A 15,750-nucleotide genomic window follows, 5' to 3' on the forward strand; every position below is an offset into this window, starting at 1 on the left:
GCCTCAGTAGTCGTCCTCGTCGACTTCAGCCGGCTCGGGCCGGCGCACGGGCCGCTCGGAAGGATCGCGGCCGACTTCGTTCTTCAGCGTCGTCAGGTCGATGAAATGGTCGGCTTGGCGGCGCAGATCATCCGAGATCATCGGCGGTTGCGAGGCCATGGTCGAGACGATCGACACCTTGCGGCCGCGCCGCTGCAGCGCCTCGACCAGCGTGCGGAAGTCGCCGTCGCCGGAGAAAATGACATAGTGGTCGACGACATCGGCGAGCTCCAGCGCATCGACCGTCAGTTCGATGTCCATATTGCCCTTGATCTTGCGGCGGCCGGTCGAGTCGGTGAACTCCTTGGCCGGCTTGGTCACCACCTTGAAGCCGTTATAATCGAGCCAGTCGATCAGCGGGCGGATCGAGGAGTATTCCTGATCCTCGACCAGCGCCGTGTAATAATAGGCGCGCAAGAGATAGCCGCGCTTCTGGAAACTCGACAACAGCTTGCGATAGTCGATGTCGAAGCCGAGCGCCCGCGACGTAGCGTAGAGATTGGCACCGTCGATGAACAAGGCGATTTTTTCACGTGGGTCGAACATGGAAAATATTCCTTTTCGAAAAATGCGGCCGTCTAAACGAAATGCGGTAGCGACTATCGGTCGGGCTCATAATAAACCGGCTGACCTTGTCCATCCGAGATAACGCCAGTTTGGTGGCAATCCAAGGCGTGATGGGGCAATGCAAGCAATTGTGATCGCGGCGTCGAGCGAACGACGCGGGCGGTTTGCCAAATCCAGTGTTTAGGCAGGGATTGGGCGCCAACAGTCCCGCCAATGCCATGATGCTTGTATTTTGGCGGCGTTCGGGTTATGGACCGCGCCTGTTTTCCATCAAATCCAGGCATGAAAGGGGCAGTCCATGGCCCGCGTAACCGTTGAAGATTGCATCGACAAGGTCGACAACCGCTTCGAGCTGGTGCTTTTGGCCGGCCATCGTGCTCGCCAGATCAGCCAGGGCGCGCAGATCACCGTTCCTCGCGACAACGACAAGAACCCGGTCATTGCCTTGCGCGAGATCGCCGACGAGACACTGTCGCCCGACGACCTCAAGGAAGATCTGATCCATTCGCTGCAGAAGCATGTCGAGGTCGACGAGCCCGAGGCCGATGGCGAGGTGATCGCCGACCAGACCGGCGGCGTTGTCGCGGCCACCGAAACCGACGAAGCCGAGGACAACATCACCTTCGATCGCATGACCGAGGAAGACCTGCTGGCCGGCATCGAAGGTCTGGTACCGCCGGAAAAGAGCGACGACTACTAAGAGAGTTTTCTGGACCTGCCCGGAACACGTTTCCGGCACTTCCGTCCCGGCAGTTTCGTGGCTATCTATGACATGCGCCCTACAGCAGTGCGGCGCATGATTCATTTCATCGCTGAGAGATTCCGCCCATGATGCGTCAGTATGAGCTTGTCGAGCGCGTCCAGCGCTACAAGCCTGACGTCAACGAAGCGTTGCTCAACAAGGCCTATGTCTATGCCATGCAGAAGCATGGCCACCAGAAGCGCGCTTCCGGCGATCCCTATTTCTCGCATCCGCTCGAAGTCGCCGCCATCCTCACCGAAATGCACATGGACGAGGCGACGATCGCCGTCGCTTTGCTGCACGACACGATCGAGGACACCACGGCGACGCGGGCCGAGATCGACGATCTGTTCGGCCCCGAAATGGGCAAGCTGGTCGAGGGCCTGACCAAGCTGAAGAAGCTTGATCTCGTTTCCAAGAAGGCAGAGCAGGCTGAGAACCTGCGCAAGCTGCTGCTGGCGATCTCGGAAGACGTCCGCGTGCTGCTGGTCAAGCTCGCCGACCGGCTGCACAACATGCGCACCCTCGACCACATGCCGGAAGCCAAGCGCCTGCGCATCGCCGAGGAGACGATGGACATCTATGCGCCGCTGGCCGGGCGCATGGGCATGCAAGGCATGCGCGAGGAACTGGAGGAGATCGCCTTCCGCTACATCAATCCGGAAGCCTACCGTGCCGTGACCGCGCGGCTCGCCGAGATCTTCGAGCGCAACAAGGGCGTGCTGACCGATATTGAAAAGGCGCTGTCGGCGCTGTTTGAAAAGCATGCCATCAATGCCGGCGTGAAGAGCCGCCAGAAGAAGCCCTGGTCGGTGTTCCGCAAGATGGAAGCCAAGGCGCTGTCCTTCGAGCAGCTGTCCGACATTTTCGGCTTCCGCGTCGTCGTCGATACGGTCGAGGACTGCTACCGCGCGCTCGGTGCCATCCATACCACATGGTCGATGGTGCCCGGCCGCTTCAAGGACTACATCTCGACGCCGAAGCAGAACGACTACCGCTCGATCCACACCACCATCGTCGGCCCCTCGCGCCAGCGTGTCGAGCTGCAGATCCGCACCCGCGAAATGAACAAGATCGCCGAATACGGCGTCGCGGCGCACTCGATCTACAAGGACACCGGCGGCAAGACGAACGGCGCCGGCCATGCGATCTCGAAGGAGACCAATGCCTATGCCTGGCTGCGGCGCACCATCGAGCAGCTTGCGGAAGGTGACAATCCCGAGGACTTCCTCGAAAACACCAAGCTGGAACTGTTCCAGGACCAGGTGTTCTGCTTCACGCCCAAAGGCATGCTGATTGCCTTGCCGCGCGGCGCCACGCCCATCGATTTCGCCTATGCGGTGCACACCGATGTCGGCGACACCTGCGTCGGCGCCAAGGTCAATGGCCGCATCATGCCGCTGATGACGGAACTGAAGAATGGCGACGAGGTCGAGATCATCCGCTCCAAGGCGCAGGTGCCGCCGGCGGCGTGGGAATCGGTCGTCGTCACCGGCAAGGCGCGCGCCGCCATCCGCCGGGCCACCAAGAACGCCATCCGCAAGCAGTATTCCGGTCTCGGCGTGCGCATTCTCGAACGCGCCTTCGAACGGGCCGGCAAGAATTTCACCAAGGAAAGCCTGAAGCCGGTCCTGCACCGGCTGGCACGCAAGGACATCGAGGACGTGCTGGCGTCCGTCGGCCGTGGCGAACTGGCTTCCACCGACGTCATGAAGGCGGTCTTCCCCGACTACAAGGACGAGCGTGTCACGCCGGCAGCGCCCAAGCAGCGCGAGGAGGGCTGGTCGAAGATCCGCAACGCCGCCGGCATGCTGTTCCAGATTCCGGGCCGGGCCGCGCGCAAGGACAAGGACCAGCCGCGCGACGGCGCCGTGCCGATCCGCGGCGTGCGCGGCGACCTGCCAGTGCGCTTCGCGCCGGAAGGCGCGGTGCCGGGCGATCGCATCGTTGGCATCGTCCAGCCGGGCACCGGCATCACCATCTATCCGATCCAGTCGCCGGCGCTGCAGGCTTTCGATGACCAGCCCGAGCGCTGGATCGACGTGCGCTGGGACATTGACGAGCGCACCAAGGAGCGCTTCCCCGCGCGTGTCTCGGTCACCGCCATCAATGCGCCGGGCTCGCTCGCCGATATCGCCCAGGTCGTTGCGTCCAACGACGCCAACATCCATACGCTGTCGATGGTGCGCACCGCGCCCGACTTCACCGAAATGCTGATCGATCTCGAAGTCTGGGATCTGAAGCATCTCAACCGGCTGCTGTCGCAGCTCAAGGACAATTCGAGCGTCAGCGACGCACGGCGTGTGAATGGCTGACATGGCTGATCTATCTGGGGGCAGGCGCAGATGAAGACCGATGAAGTGCTGGGCATTTTCCGCGAGGCGGGTGCTGTTCTGGAGGGGCATTTCATCCTGACGTCGGGCCTGCGCAGTCCAGTCTTCCTGCAGAAGGCGCGGGTGTTCATGCATGCCGACAAGACCGAGCGGCTTTGCAAGGCGCTGGCCGAAAAGATCCGGACAGCGGTGCCAGGCAAGATCGACTATGTCGTCGGCCCGGCGATCGGCGGCCTGATCCCGGCCTACGAAACCTCGCGCCATCTCGGCGTGCCGGCGATCTGGGTCGAGCGGGAAGGGGGCGAGTTCCGCCTGCGCCGCTTCGAGATCGCCAGGGGCGCGCGCGTCGTCATCGTCGAGGACATCGTCACCACCGGCCTGTCGATCCGCGAAACCATCGAGTGCCTGCGCGAGCTTGGCGCCGAGGTGGTGGCTGCCGCCTGCATCATCGACCGTTCAGCTGGCAAGACCCATGTCGGCGTGCCGTTGATCGCGCTCGCCGAATACGAGGTTCCGGCCTATCCGCCCGACCGGCTGCCGCCGGAGCTTGCGGCGATACCGGCGGTCAAGCCCGGCAGCCGCAATATCTGACGATGCCTGTCGCCCAAAAGTGCGCCGCGGTTTTGGGAGTGACGACATGCGTGAAGGCAAATTCGAAATGATCGTCGGGATCGATCATTTGGTGCTGACGGTCGCGTCGCTCGAAGCGACCTGCGCCTTTTACCAGCGCGTGCTGGGTTTCGAGCGCATCGACACGCCGGGCCGGCCGACGGCGCTGGCTTTTGGCGGCCAGAAGATCAATGTCCACGAGATCAGCCGCACCTTCGAGCCCAAGGCGAAGGCGCCGACGCCAGGGTCAGGCGATTTCTGCCTGATCACCGAACGACCGCTCGACGAAATCCGCGCCCGTCTCGAAGCCAATGGCGTTGTGCTCGAACTGGGGCCGGTCGAACGCATCGGGGCGCGCGGTCCGATGATGTCTGTCTATTTCCGCGATCCGGACGGCAATCTTGTCGAAGTCAGCCGGTACTTGCGGTGATGTCTCAGGCATCCGGCTGCGGCCATAGGCCGAAGCCATTCTCAAATTCGCCGCGATTGTCAGGTGTTGAAGACGTGGACCTTACCAAAGATCATGGCGGCGCGGCCGCTGTACAGGTACCGTTCGGTTGTTGTCGGGCTTGCGGATCGCTATATCAAAGTCGCGATTGCCTTCGGGTGACCGTAAAGCGCAAGATGTGGCGGTTGAAGCCCGGCTGAAGATGGCCGGCACGCAAGCTGTAAAGTATCGGGAATAGGAAGAGAGTGCTTTTTCGTCGCCGCAAGCCTGATGGTCTTTTGGAGCGGGTGCGCACCTATCTGTGGCCGCGCCGGTCGTTCACGCGCTCGCTGCAGTATTTCTCCAAGCGCATCCTGCGGCTGAAGGCCACGCCGCACGCGGTGGCAGCCGGTGTGGCGGCTGGTGTCTTCGCTTCGTTCTTTCCCGTGGGCTTCCATTTCATCATTGCCGCCGTTCTGTGTTGGGTGATCGCCGGCAATCTGGTGGCGGCGGCACTCGGCGCTGTTTTCTTCGGCAATCCGCTGACTTTTCCCATTCTGTGGGGCGCATCCTGGGAAACCGGCAAGCTCATCCTGCACGATCGCCTGCCGGCGCATGGTCCGCCGGCGCATCTGGGCGAGATGCTGCACACGCTTTCCTTCGCGAAACTATGGCATCCCGTGCTGGAACCCATGCTGATCGGCGCGGTGCCGCTCGGGCTGGTGTTTGGCCTCCTGTTCTACGGCGTCACGCGCTGGGGCATGAATGTCTTTCGCGAGCAGAGGCGCAAGCGGCTGGCCGAGCGCGCAAGCCGCCGCGAGCAACCGCCTCATCCCGGAGCAAGCATCGGTTCCGCTACGCGATGATCATCGGCATCGGCAGCGATCTGATCGATATCAGGCGCATTGAGAAATCGCTGGAGCGTCACGGTCGGCGTTTCATCGAGAGAATCTACACCGAGGTCGAACAGGCGCGTTCGGAGAACCGCCGTGCCCGCGCCGCTTCCTACGCCAAGCGCTTCGCCGCCAAGGAGGCCTGCGCCAAGGCCCTCGGCACGGGTCTGGCGCAAGGTGTGTTCTGGCGCGACATGGGCGTCGTCAACCTGCCCAGCGGCGCGCCGACCATGGCACTGACCGGCGGGGCGCTGGCACGGCTCGAAAAAATCCTGCCGCCGGCGCACAAGGCGGCGATCCACCTCACCATCACCGATGATTTCCCGCTCGCTCAAGCCTTTGTGATCATCGAGGCGCTGCCCGTCGAACAAGCGCCACATTGATTGCATCTGACGGACCGGCATTGACGTTGCCCAGCGCGCGCCGAGACTCTATACATCCAACGCACAATCGAGGACGACATGAGCGTGGCTGAAAAATCCCAGAAGAAATCCGGCGGGCTTGGCGAAACCGTCAGCGTCATCGTCCAGGCGCTTTTGCTCGCGCTGGTCATCCGCACGCTGCTGTTTCAGCCCTTTTCGATCCCGTCGGGATCGATGCGGCCGACACTCCTGGAAGGCGACTATCTGTTCGTCACCAAATGGTCCTACGGCTATTCGCGCTATTCGCTGCCGTTCGGGCCCGATCTCTTCTCGGGCCGCATCTGGGGCTCCGAGCCCAAGCGCGGCGACGTTGTGGTGTTCAAGTTCCCGCCGGATCCGTCCGTCGACTACATCAAGCGCGTGGTCGGCCTGCCCGGCGACAAGATCCAGATGAAGAATGGCCAGCTGTTCATCAACGGCGTCGGCGTGCCGCGCGTGAAGACCGGCCAGATCGACAATCCCGATATCACTGAAATGCCTCAGCCGATCGACGTCTACCGGGAAACCCTGCCCAACGGCGTCAGCTACGACACGCTCGACCTCAATCCGAATTCGATCGGCGACAACACGCGCGAATTCGACGTGCCGCCCGGTCACTATTTCATGATGGGCGACAACAGGGACAATTCCGCCGACAGCCGGTTCACCGTCGGCTACGTTCCGGCCGAAAACCTGGTTGGCCGCGCCAACCTTGTCTTCTTCTCGATCGCCGGCAAGGCCAGCCCTCTCGAAATCTGGAAATGGCCGTCGCTGATGCGCGTTTCGCGCCTGTTCCATTTCGTCAACTAGGGTCATGGTGGCAACAAAACGTTTGACCGCCGATGCGCTCGCGCAAGCGCTGGTGGAACGCACGGGCCATGCTTTTGCCGACCGCCAACGCTTGCAGCGCGCGCTGACCCACGCCAGCGCCCGCGGCGCCAATGCCGGCACCGATTACGAGCGTTTCGAATTTCTCGGCGACCGGGTTCTCGGCCTGGTCGTTGCCGATATGCTGCTGGCGGCGTTTCCCGACGCGGCGGAAGGCGAATTGTCGCTGCGGCTCAATGCGCTGGTCAATGCCGAGGCGCTTTCCGAGATCGCCGAACATATCGGGCTGCCGGATCTGATCCGCGCCGGATCGGATGTGCGCGGGCTCGAGGGGCGCAAGCGCGTCAATCTGCGCGCCGATGCCTTGGAATCGCTGATCGCCGTGCTCTACCTCGACGGAGGGCTGGAGGCGGCACGCGCCTTCATTCACAAATACTGGCAGCCGCGTTCGCAGGCTTCCGGTGCGGCGCGCCGCGACGCCAAGACCGAATTGCAGGAATGGGCGCATCAGGCGGCAAGTGCGGTTCCCGCCTACCAGATCGACAGCCGCGAGGGGCCGGACCACGATCCATTGTTCACCGTCAGCGTCAGGGTCGGTGCATTTCAACCGGCGACCGGCAGTGGCCGTTCCAAACGTGAAGCGGAGCAGGCAGCCGCGGCTGCCCTTCTGCTGCGCGAAGGTGTATGGAACGCGGCATGACCGATATTGAAACTGCCGAAACCCCCACCACGCATTCCGGCTTCGTCGCGCTGATCGGCGCGCCGAATGCCGGCAAGTCGACCCTGGTCAACCAGTTGGTCGGCGCCAAGGTGTCGATCGTCACCCACAAGGTGCAGACGACGCGTGCCATCGTGCGTGGCATCGCCACCCATGACAATGCGCAGATCGTCTTCGTCGACACGCCCGGCATCTTCAAACCCAAGCGGCGCCTCGACACCGCGATGGTGACCACCGCCTGGGGCGGCGCCAAGGATGCCGATATCGTGCTTTTGCTGATCGATGCCGAGCGCGGCATCCGGGGCGACGCCGATGCCATCCTCGAACGGCTGAAGGATGTGCGCCAACCGATGGCGCTGATCCTCAACAAGGTCGACCGGGTCAAGCATGAGACGCTTCTGGCTCTGTCCGCGGCGGCGAACGAGAAAGTGCCGTTCAAGCGCACCTTCATGGTCTCGGCGCTGACCGGCTCCGGCTGCAAGGACCTGCTCGATTATCTGGCGCAGGCGCTGCCGGCCGGCCCCTGGTACTATCCGGAGGACCAGATTTCCGACCTGCCGATGCGGCAACTGGCGGCCGAGATCACCCGCGAAAAACTCTATCTCAGGCTGCATCAGGAACTGCCCTATTCCTCGCATATCGAGACCGAGAAATGGGAAGAGAAGCCGGACGGCTCGGTGCGCATCGACCAGACCATCTATGTCGAGCGCGACAGCCAGAAGAAGATCGTGCTCGGCCATAAGGGCGAGACCATCCGCGCCATCGGCCAGGCGGCGCGCATGGAGATAGCGGGCATCCTCGAGCAGAAGGTGCACCTCTTCCTTTTCGTCAAGGTGCGCGAGAACTGGGGCGATGACCCCGAACGCTACCGCGAGATGGGGCTCGAATTCCCGCACTAGCGGCCTGGCGTGTCATCGACCCGGCCCTGGCCGACCGCAGGCGCTGGACATGACGTGATTCCTCGACCGTCTTTGTTCTCGTTCGCGCACCCGTCGCACTGGGCTCCCTAAAGCCTGTCCGGTGGCACGCACCGGCATGTGATTGTCATGCAGCGAGAGCGCTACCGCCACAAATCGGGAAAGCGACAGCGCGCGCCGGTGCGTTTCGATTGCTTTGGCAGATATGGCCAACCCAGCGACCAGCATGGCTATCCGTCGCAACCTCGGAGTGGATTGGATCCCAGTCCACGATAGATGGAACGAAAAATAACCACCGAGTGTTGTCGGAAATAGTCCAAAAATTCCCATTTAACGGGGTCTTTGTGGAATAGTAGCCTGCTTAAAACATAGTTAGTCGAGAAATTATCGGGATATATATTGATTTTATGACGTTGTACCGATTGTGCCATTTGCTATACGGCGAGTGTTATTTGTGCAACACAGCATAAAACTGTTCTTTGAATCGCTGTTATTTCAAAAACCGTCATTGAAGGCGGAAGTTTGATGGGTATGTTCGCCGCGAAAAGGGGACGCGGTGCGCGCCTTTTTCGTTGTGGGGGTGAGGCGGGAAAACATATCCGCCAGCCACAAATCCGAAGCCATTTTAAACTTGACTGGAGAGGTCATAAAATGAACATCAAGAGCCTCCTTCTCGGCTCAGCCGCGGCACTGATCGCGGTCAGCGGCGCACGCGCCGCCGACGCTGTCGTCGTCGCCGAACCGGAACCAGCCGAATACGTCAAGATCTGCGACGTCTACGGCGCCGGCTACTTCTACATCCCGGGCACCGAAACCTGCCTGCGCATCGGTGGCTATGTCCGTTATGACATCGGCGTCGGTGACTCCGGCTCGTTGGATGGTGTCAACCATGTCCCGGACCATCAGGACGGCGACACTCATTCGACCTACTACAAGAACACCCGCTTCACGCTGAAGACCTGGACCGGTCAGGAGACCGAACTCGGCACCCTGAAGACCTACACCGAGACCCGCTTCAATTTCGGCAACAGCAGCGGCGACTATACTTCGGGCTCCACTGACTGGCAGGGCCGCAACAAGTCTACGTCGCTGCGGTTCGCCTACATCCAGCTCGGCGGCCTGCGTGTCGGCAAAGACGATACGGCTTTCGATACGTTCATCGGCTATGCCGGCGCCGTCATCCAGGATACGCTGGTTCCGTATGGTGGGCAGGAGAGCAACGTCGTTCAATACTACTTCGACGCGGGCAACGGCATCACCGCGGTGGTCTCGCTCGAAGAAGGCGCCGGCGCCAACACGATCGACAGCTACGTTCCGCATGTCGTCGGCGGCTTGAAGTACAAGGCCGACTGGGGTGCGCTCACCGGTGTTGTCGCCTATGACAGCAACTACGAGGAAGTGGCCGGCAAGGTTCGTTTGGACGTCAACGTCACCAAGGAACTGTCATTGTTCGTCATGGGTGGCTACGGCACCGATGACAACCTGACCGACCCGACCAACGCTGTCAACGCGAAGGGCCGTGGCTTCTACAAGCAGTGGGGCGGCAACTGGGCAGTCTGGGGCGGCGGCACCTACAAGTTCAACGACAAGACTTCGTTCAACGCCCAGGTCTCCTATGACGACTGGAAGAACCTCGGCATCGCCGCCAACGTTGCCTATACAGTTGTGCCCGGCATGACGGTCACGGCCGAAGTCGACTACCTGAATGCTGGAAAGTTCGACGACGCCGACTTCAGCAACTGGACCAAGGCCAACAAGAAGAGCAGCGTCGGCGGCATTCTCCGCTTCCAGCGCTCGTTCTAAAGCATCGACTGACCCTACCAGACCGCCCGCAGCGTATCGCTGCGGGCGTTTTTTTGCTCGCCGTCCCAGTGCCCGGTCTGTCAGGTACCCAAACCCCATACCTTGATTTCGCTGTCCAACGGGTGAAAAGCTCTAGGCATGGAATGGCGCGACGAGGGAATCATTCTCGGCACCCGCAAGCATGGCGAAACCAGCGCCATCCTCGAGGTGATGACCCGCGCGCATGGCCGCCATCTCGGTCTCGTGCGCGGCGGCCGCTCGCGCAAGCAGCAACCCGTTCTCCAGCCCGGCAATCGCGTCGACCTCTTGTGGCGGGCCCGCCTTGACGAGCATCTCGGCACATTCCAGGCCGAGGCGATCGAGATGAACGCTGCCAGGCTGATGGACAGCGCCGTTGCCGTCTACGGCCTGCAGACCATGGCCGCGCATCTGCGCCTCTTGCCCGAGCGTGACGCTCATGGCGGCCTTTACGAGGCGCTTTCCGTGATGATCGTCCATCTCGATGATGCCGACGCCGCCGGCGAACTGGTGGCGCGCTTCGAGCTTCTGATCCTTGATGAACTCGGTTTCGGCCTCGACCTCAGCCAATGCGCCGCCACCGGAACGAAGCAGGATCTGGCCTATGTCTCGCCGAAGTCGGGTCGTGCGGTGTCGCGCGAAGCCGGCGCGCCATGGCGCGACAAGATGCTGGCGCTGCCGGCCTTTCTGCAACGCGGCTCCGGCCTGCGCGGAGATCCTGCGGCGGTCGAGGACGCCTTCCGGCTGACCGGGTTTTTCTTCACGCGCCACGTCTATGAGCCGCGTGCCATCGAACAGCCCGATGCCCGCGCCGGCTTTCTCGCCGCCTTGCGCAAGCATCATGCGACGCGCAAGGCCATTGCCGGAGACAATGCCGCATGATGGAGGTCGACCTTTATCCAGACCGGTTCGTCGCTCGGCGGCAAGTCCTTGGTTTTCGGTACCGAGACATGTTCCAGCCGCCGATCTGGCGGCGCGTTGAGTTTTTCAGCCGTGTAGCCGCCGTATTTGGATGTCAGTGAGATGAAACGTCAGTGAAAACTGGCCTGGTTTGGGGGAACCGCCATGTTTGAAAGTCTGATCGGCCTTGTCGCCATCATCGCCTTGTTCGTTATCATTTCGCGCCAGCAGAGCCGCATCGGTCTGATCGAACGCGAGCTTGGCGCGCTGCGCAGTCTCGTCCTTTCAGGTGCCGTGCCGCCGGTGGCCAAACCGGCAGAACAGATAGCTGCCGAGGGCAAGGCTGACGCGGCGCCGATGGCTGCGGCAGCGGCCGATATCGCCTCGCCGGCGGTGAGTGAACCGATCGTACAGGCGCCGGCTACAGAAAAGGAAGCTCCGGCTGGCGAGGCTGTGTCCGGCCCCTGGTCCGCGGGCGAGGCCCCGAAGGCAGCAGAACCTGTCGAGCCGGTTGCAGCCCCCAAGGCCCCCGGCAAGCCGGATATCGAGACGGCACTCGGCACGCGCTGGGCGGTCTGGGTCGGCGGCATCGCGCTGGCGCTGGGCGGCCTGTTCCTGATCCGCTACACAATCGAGGCCGGTATTTTCGGCCCCGGCGTGCGGCTCACCATGGCAGCGGTGCTCGGGCTGGTGCTGGTTGCCGGCGGCGAGTTCATCCGCCGCACCGGCTTCAAGGTGCCGGTGCAAGGCGTTGCCGGCGCCTATATTCCGGCGATCCTGACGGCGGCCGGTGCCTTCATCCTGTTCGGCACCGTCTATGCCGCCCACGGCATTTACGGCTTCATCGGCCCGGCGCTTGCCTTCACGCTGCTTGGTGCCATCGGTGTGGCGACGATCGCGGCGGCCCTGGTCCATGGCCAGGCGCTGGCCGGCATCGGTCTTGTCGGCGCCATGGTGACGCCGGTGCTGATCGCCTCGCAGGCGCCCAATCCCTGGGCATTATTCGGCTACCTGGCCATCGTGCTTGCCACCACCGCTGTCATCTCCCGCATGCGTGACTGGACAGCGCTGATGGCCGCCGCCTTTTTCGGCACCGGCATCTGGACCATTCTTTACATGACCGACGCACCGGGCGCGAACCTCTCCGCCATCCTGTTCATCGACGCCGTCACCCTGGCCGTGCTCGCTTTTGTCTGGCTCGGCCGCCATCGCGACGAAACCGCCAGGGCCTTCAACTGGCCGTCCATCGTGCCTGGCCTGTTCGTTGCCTTCTCGGCGCTGGGCCTGTCGATCGACCCGGCCTTCGCCGCAGCCGGCTACGCCTTGCCAGGCGCCGTGATCCTCGCGGCGATGGTGGCCGTCGCGCTTTATCGCCCGCTGGCGCTGCCGCTGCTTTACGCCGCCGGACTGGCAACGGTCATGATCTATCTTGGCATCATCCCGCCAACCTCGATCGCATCCGACTTTTCGGCCGGCGCTCTCGGTGTCGATGGTTTGCCCGTGGCGACGTCCAATGCACTGACTTTGCGCATCGGCATTGCGCTGGGCCTGGTCTTCATCGGCTCGGGCATGTGGGCCGCCCGCAAATTCACGGCATCCGCCTCGTTTCGATCCGCCTCATGGGCGGCATCGGGTGTCATCGTGCCGTTGGTCATCCTGCTGGCACTCTGGTTCACCTTCGGCAATCTGGACCGCGATTTTGTCTACGCCGCCGTCGCCGCACTGCTGGTCGTGGTTTTCGCCGGAGGCGGCGAATGGATCGCGCGCGCCGAAGAGCCTTCGCTCAAGGGCGGGTTGGCCGTGTCGTTTGCTCTGGTCGGTGCGGCGCTCGCCAGCCTCTTGATGCTGCACATGGCTTTCAATTCCGGCTGGACCACTATTCTGCTTGGTGCAGCAGCCATCGTGCCGGCGCTGGCTACGCGTTGGCGCTCCTACCCGGTGCTCGGCTGGATTCCGGTTGGCGCCGTGATCGCCGTACTTGGCCGTGTCGCCTTCGATCCGACCATCGTCGGCGCCGAGTTCCTGTCGACGACACCGGTGTTCAACTGGCTGCTGCCGGGCTATGGCGTCCCGGCGCTCGCCTTCGGCTTCGCCGCCTGGCAACTCGCCCGCACCACCAATGGCCGGCCGCGCCTCGCCATGGAAGCGGCGGCGGCGCTGTTCGCGCTGCTTGCCGTTGCCATGCTGGTGCGTCACGCCATGCATGGCGGCGTCATCGACACAGGTCCGATGACGCTCGCCGAACAGGCGATCTACACGCTGATTGCCATCGGCGCCGGCGCCATCCTGGTCGCTATCGACATGCGCTCGCCAAGTTCGGTGCTGCGCTATGGCTCTATGGCGGCGGGCGTGGTTTCTGTCGCCCTGATCGTCATCCGGCACTTCGTGGTGCTCAATCCGCTGTTTACGGACGAATCGACCGGCCGGATTCCGGTCTTCAACCTGTTGTTCCTCGCCTATCTCCTGCCGGCCGTCGCCGCCGGCGGACTGGCGCTCTATGTCAGGGACAAGCGGCCGAAATGGTATGCGCAGATGTTGGCTGTGGTGGCGGCCATGCTTGCGCTGGCTTATGCCACCCTGTCGGTCAGACGGCTGTTCAAGGGTGAGTTCATCGGCCTGTGGAGCGGGCTCGGCCAGCTGGAAACCTACACCTATTCGGCGCTCTGGCTGGCGATCGGCGTGGCGCTGCTCACCGCCGGCGTCTGGCTGAAGTCGCAGGTGCTGCGCATTGCTTCGGCCGCGTTGATCGCGATCGCCGTGCTGAAGGTCTTCCTCTTCGACATGTCGGAGCTGGAGGGCGTACTCAGGGCGCTTTCCTTCATCGGCCTCGGCGCCGTGCTGATCGGCATCGGCCTGTTCTACCAGCGACTTTTGACGCAGGCGGCGAGGGAGAAGATACCGGTCGTCGAACAATGACGGCAGGCGTTCAATCGAGCCGGGAATAAACCGGCTCCCGCCAGCGTTATCTCATTGCTTGGGTGACCGGGGCGGCGGACCGCTTCGCGCTGGCCGCTTGCGTCGCGCCGGGAAGGCGCGTTGAATCGGGATCAACAAGGGCGATTTCAGAACCAGCGGTCATGGACGAAAAGAAGGCAGCAATCCTTGGCGAAATACCGCGCCTGCGCCGCTACGCACGCTCGCTATTGCGCGACCGGGATTCTGCCGACGACCTCGTCCAGGATTGCCTCGAGCGCGCACTCGTGCGGCTCGACAACTGGCAGACGGGAGAAAGCCCCAGGAGGTGGCTGTTTACGATCATGCATCATTTGTTCATCGACCAGATGCGCAAGGTGAACCGTCGCGGTGAAGCGGCGATGCTGCCCCTGGAAGCGGGCGAGGCGGTTGCCCAGCCGGCCGAGCAGTTGGACGGCATAGCCTCACGCGAGATCATCGACGCGCTGCAGGCGATCAGCCCCGATCGCCGCGCGGCCCTTGTGATGGTCGCCATCGAGGGTTTTTCCTATGCCGAGGCCGCCAACATGCTGGGCGTGCCCGCCGGCACGCTGATGTCGCGCATTGCGCGCGGGCGTGAGGAACTGCGCGGTTTGCTGGATGACACGGCGCGTCGCCGCGCGATAAGGATCGTCGAGAAATGATCCGCCGCGATTTTTCAGAACGTGACATCCATATGGCGCTCGACGGCGAACTGCCGGCCGACGAGCGCGCCGCCTATGATGCCTGGCTCGACGCCAATCCCGAGATGAAGGCCAGGAGCGCCCGCTTCACAGCCGACCGGGAGGCACTGCGCTCGGCCTTTGCCGGCGTGCTGGATGAACCTGTTCCCGCGCGCTTGCGCAAGGTGGTGCTCGGCGAAGCGCCGGTTAAGGCTGCGATGCCGCGCTCGCGCTGGTGGCTTGCGGCTGCCGCCGCGGTGCTTTTGGCCACGGGTGGATTTGGCGGCTACTTTGCCGGCATGGACGCCATCCGACAGGAGGATCCGGCGGAAGATCGGCTCGCCGAACAGGCGATTGCCGCCCATGTCATATACGCCGCCGAGAAGCGGCATGCCGTGGAAGTGCCGGCCAGCGACAAGGATCATTTGCAGACCTGGCTGTCCAACCGGGTCGGGCTGAAGCTGGTGGCGCCGGACCTGACCGCGAACGGCTTCCAACTGGTTGGCGGCCGCTTGCTGCCGGCCGGCGACAGCAAGGCCGCGATGCTGCTCTACGAGGACGACAAGGGCGAACGCATATCCCTCTTCGTCACCGCGGAATCGGTGGAGAATGCCAAGGGCACCTATGCTTCGGCGCAGGACGGCCCGCAGGCCGTCTACTGGCTGGACAAGGGCTATGGCTGCGCCGTCGTCGGCTCGCTGCCGCGCGAGCAATTGGCGGTCGTGGCCAAGAATGCCTATGGCCAGCTTCTGGCAGGCCTCGCAAGCTGAGTTGGCCGCAATTGTTCGCAGCCGGTGGCCTATCAAAACAGCGATCCTGTTCAAAGCCCGCGAGCTTCCTTGCCTCGGCGGAAACTGTCACAATTCGGCCCTAATCAAGGAGCGATAGCGCTTGATGAATACCGGCGCTTCGGCTGGTGTTTGCGACGCTTTTGACCGGGG

General features: G+C 62.9%; 15 protein-coding genes. 14 read left to right on the top strand and 1 reads right to left on the bottom strand.

All coding sequences use genetic code 11. The features are described 5' to 3' along the window. Positions 1-3: 3 nt before the first annotated feature. Positions 4-585, bottom strand: a complete 582-nt coding sequence (locus FJV80_RS02760; RefSeq protein ID WP_010915096.1) for an NYN domain-containing protein — start codon at positions 583-585, stop codon at positions 4-6. Between the two features lie 319 nt (positions 586-904). Between FJV80_RS02760 and rpoZ the strand changes: the two genes are divergently transcribed. The 14 genes from rpoZ (at position 905) to FJV80_RS02830 (ending at position 15,579) form a co-directional block, all read left to right on the top strand. Next, complete coding sequence (gene rpoZ / locus FJV80_RS02765) at positions 905-1,306, top strand: DNA-directed RNA polymerase subunit omega (RefSeq protein WP_142875480.1); 402 nt, start codon at positions 905-907, stop codon at positions 1,304-1,306. A 128-nt stretch (positions 1,307-1,434) separates the two neighbouring features. Next, entirely contained in the window at positions 1,435-3,663 is a 2,229-nt protein-coding gene (locus tag FJV80_RS02770) for a bifunctional (p)ppGpp synthetase/guanosine-3',5'-bis(diphosphate) 3'-pyrophosphohydrolase (protein ID WP_142875481.1), read from the top strand. Positions 3,664-3,693: 30 nt separating this feature from the next. Further along, positions 3,694-4,272, top strand: coding sequence for an orotate phosphoribosyltransferase (gene pyrE / locus FJV80_RS02775; protein ID WP_095770731.1), 579 nt, complete (start codon positions 3,694-3,696; stop codon positions 4,270-4,272). A gap of 46 nt (positions 4,273-4,318) precedes the next feature. After that, complete coding sequence (locus tag FJV80_RS02780) at positions 4,319-4,720, top strand: VOC family protein (protein WP_142875482.1); 402 nt, start codon at positions 4,319-4,321, stop codon at positions 4,718-4,720. Positions 4,721-4,983: 263 nt separating this feature from the next. After that, positions 4,984-5,583: a DUF2062 domain-containing protein gene (locus tag FJV80_RS02785; RefSeq protein WP_095770729.1), complete on the top strand. Its 600-nt coding sequence runs from the start codon at positions 4,984-4,986 to the stop codon at positions 5,581-5,583. Next, complete coding sequence (gene acpS / locus FJV80_RS02790; protein WP_095770728.1) at positions 5,580-5,993, top strand: holo-ACP synthase; 414 nt, start codon at positions 5,580-5,582, stop codon at positions 5,991-5,993. Before FJV80_RS02785 ends, acpS begins: the two co-directional genes overlap by 4 nt. 78 nt (positions 5,994-6,071) lie before the next feature. Then, complete coding sequence (gene lepB, locus FJV80_RS02795) at positions 6,072-6,821, top strand: signal peptidase I (protein ID WP_010915103.1); 750 nt, start codon at positions 6,072-6,074, stop codon at positions 6,819-6,821. 4 nt (positions 6,822-6,825) lie between these two features. Continuing rightward, positions 6,826-7,539 (top strand): ribonuclease III, encoded by a 714-nt coding sequence (rnc, locus tag FJV80_RS02800; RefSeq protein ID WP_142875483.1) that lies wholly within the window; start codon positions 6,826-6,828, stop codon positions 7,537-7,539. Then, positions 7,524-8,456 (top strand): GTPase Era, encoded by a 933-nt coding sequence (gene era / locus FJV80_RS02805; protein ID WP_095791409.1) that lies wholly within the window; start codon positions 7,524-7,526, stop codon positions 8,454-8,456. The genes rnc and era overlap by 16 nt, the downstream gene beginning before the upstream one ends. Before the next feature lie 669 nt (positions 8,457-9,125). Further along, positions 9,126-10,277 (top strand): porin, encoded by a 1,152-nt coding sequence (locus tag FJV80_RS02810; protein ID WP_095770725.1) that lies wholly within the window; start codon positions 9,126-9,128, stop codon positions 10,275-10,277. A gap of 138 nt (positions 10,278-10,415) precedes the next feature. Continuing rightward, positions 10,416-11,177 (top strand): DNA repair protein RecO, encoded by a 762-nt coding sequence (recO, locus tag FJV80_RS02815; protein WP_095786492.1) that lies wholly within the window; start codon positions 10,416-10,418, stop codon positions 11,175-11,177. Positions 11,178-11,360: 183 nt separating this feature from the next. Beyond that, on the top strand, positions 11,361-14,111 hold the full coding sequence (locus FJV80_RS02820; protein WP_142875484.1) for a DUF2339 domain-containing protein: 2,751 nt from the start codon (positions 11,361-11,363) through the stop codon (positions 14,109-14,111). A 161-nt stretch (positions 14,112-14,272) separates the two neighbouring features. Beyond that, on the top strand, positions 14,273-14,791 hold the full coding sequence (locus FJV80_RS02825) for an RNA polymerase sigma factor (RefSeq protein ID WP_095770722.1): 519 nt from the start codon (positions 14,273-14,275) through the stop codon (positions 14,789-14,791). Beyond that, complete coding sequence (locus FJV80_RS02830; RefSeq protein ID WP_142875485.1) at positions 14,788-15,579, top strand: anti-sigma factor; 792 nt, start codon at positions 14,788-14,790, stop codon at positions 15,577-15,579. Before FJV80_RS02825 ends, FJV80_RS02830 begins: the two co-directional genes overlap by 4 nt. Positions 15,580-15,750: the final 171 nt, after the last annotated feature.

It is taken from the genome of Mesorhizobium sp. WSM4310 (assembly GCF_007003935.1).
Taxonomy (GTDB): Bacteria; Pseudomonadota; Alphaproteobacteria; order Rhizobiales; family Rhizobiaceae; genus Mesorhizobium.

Bases quoted from the DNA above. Each gene is read 5' to 3' on its own strand.
- era (WP_095791409.1), top strand. From the start codon at position 7,524: ATGGAACGCGGCATGACCGATATTGAAACTGCCGAAACCCCCACCACG.
- recO (WP_095786492.1), top strand. From the start codon at position 10,416: ATGGAATGGCGCGACGAGGGAATCATTCTCGGCACCCGCAAGCATGGC.
- pyrE (WP_095770731.1), top strand. From the start codon at position 3,694: ATGAAGACCGATGAAGTGCTGGGCATTTTCCGCGAGGCGGGTGCTGTT.
- acpS (WP_095770728.1), top strand. From the start codon at position 5,580: ATGATCATCGGCATCGGCAGCGATCTGATCGATATCAGGCGCATTGAG.
- FJV80_RS02825 (WP_095770722.1), top strand. From the start codon at position 14,273: ATGGACGAAAAGAAGGCAGCAATCCTTGGCGAAATACCGCGCCTGCGC.
- FJV80_RS02810 (WP_095770725.1), top strand. From the start codon at position 9,126: ATGAACATCAAGAGCCTCCTTCTCGGCTCAGCCGCGGCACTGATCGCG.
- FJV80_RS02760 (WP_010915096.1), bottom strand. From the start codon at position 585: ATGTTCGACCCACGTGAAAAAATCGCCTTGTTCATCGACGGTGCCAAT.
- FJV80_RS02780 (WP_142875482.1), top strand. From the start codon at position 4,319: ATGCGTGAAGGCAAATTCGAAATGATCGTCGGGATCGATCATTTGGTG.
- FJV80_RS02770 (WP_142875481.1), top strand. From the start codon at position 1,435: ATGATGCGTCAGTATGAGCTTGTCGAGCGCGTCCAGCGCTACAAGCCT.
- rnc (WP_142875483.1), top strand. From the start codon at position 6,826: ATGGTGGCAACAAAACGTTTGACCGCCGATGCGCTCGCGCAAGCGCTG.
- FJV80_RS02820 (WP_142875484.1), top strand. From the start codon at position 11,361: ATGTTTGAAAGTCTGATCGGCCTTGTCGCCATCATCGCCTTGTTCGTT.
- FJV80_RS02830 (WP_142875485.1), top strand. From the start codon at position 14,788: ATGATCCGCCGCGATTTTTCAGAACGTGACATCCATATGGCGCTCGAC.
- lepB (WP_010915103.1), top strand. From the start codon at position 6,072: ATGAGCGTGGCTGAAAAATCCCAGAAGAAATCCGGCGGGCTTGGCGAA.
- rpoZ (WP_142875480.1), top strand. From the start codon at position 905: ATGGCCCGCGTAACCGTTGAAGATTGCATCGACAAGGTCGACAACCGC.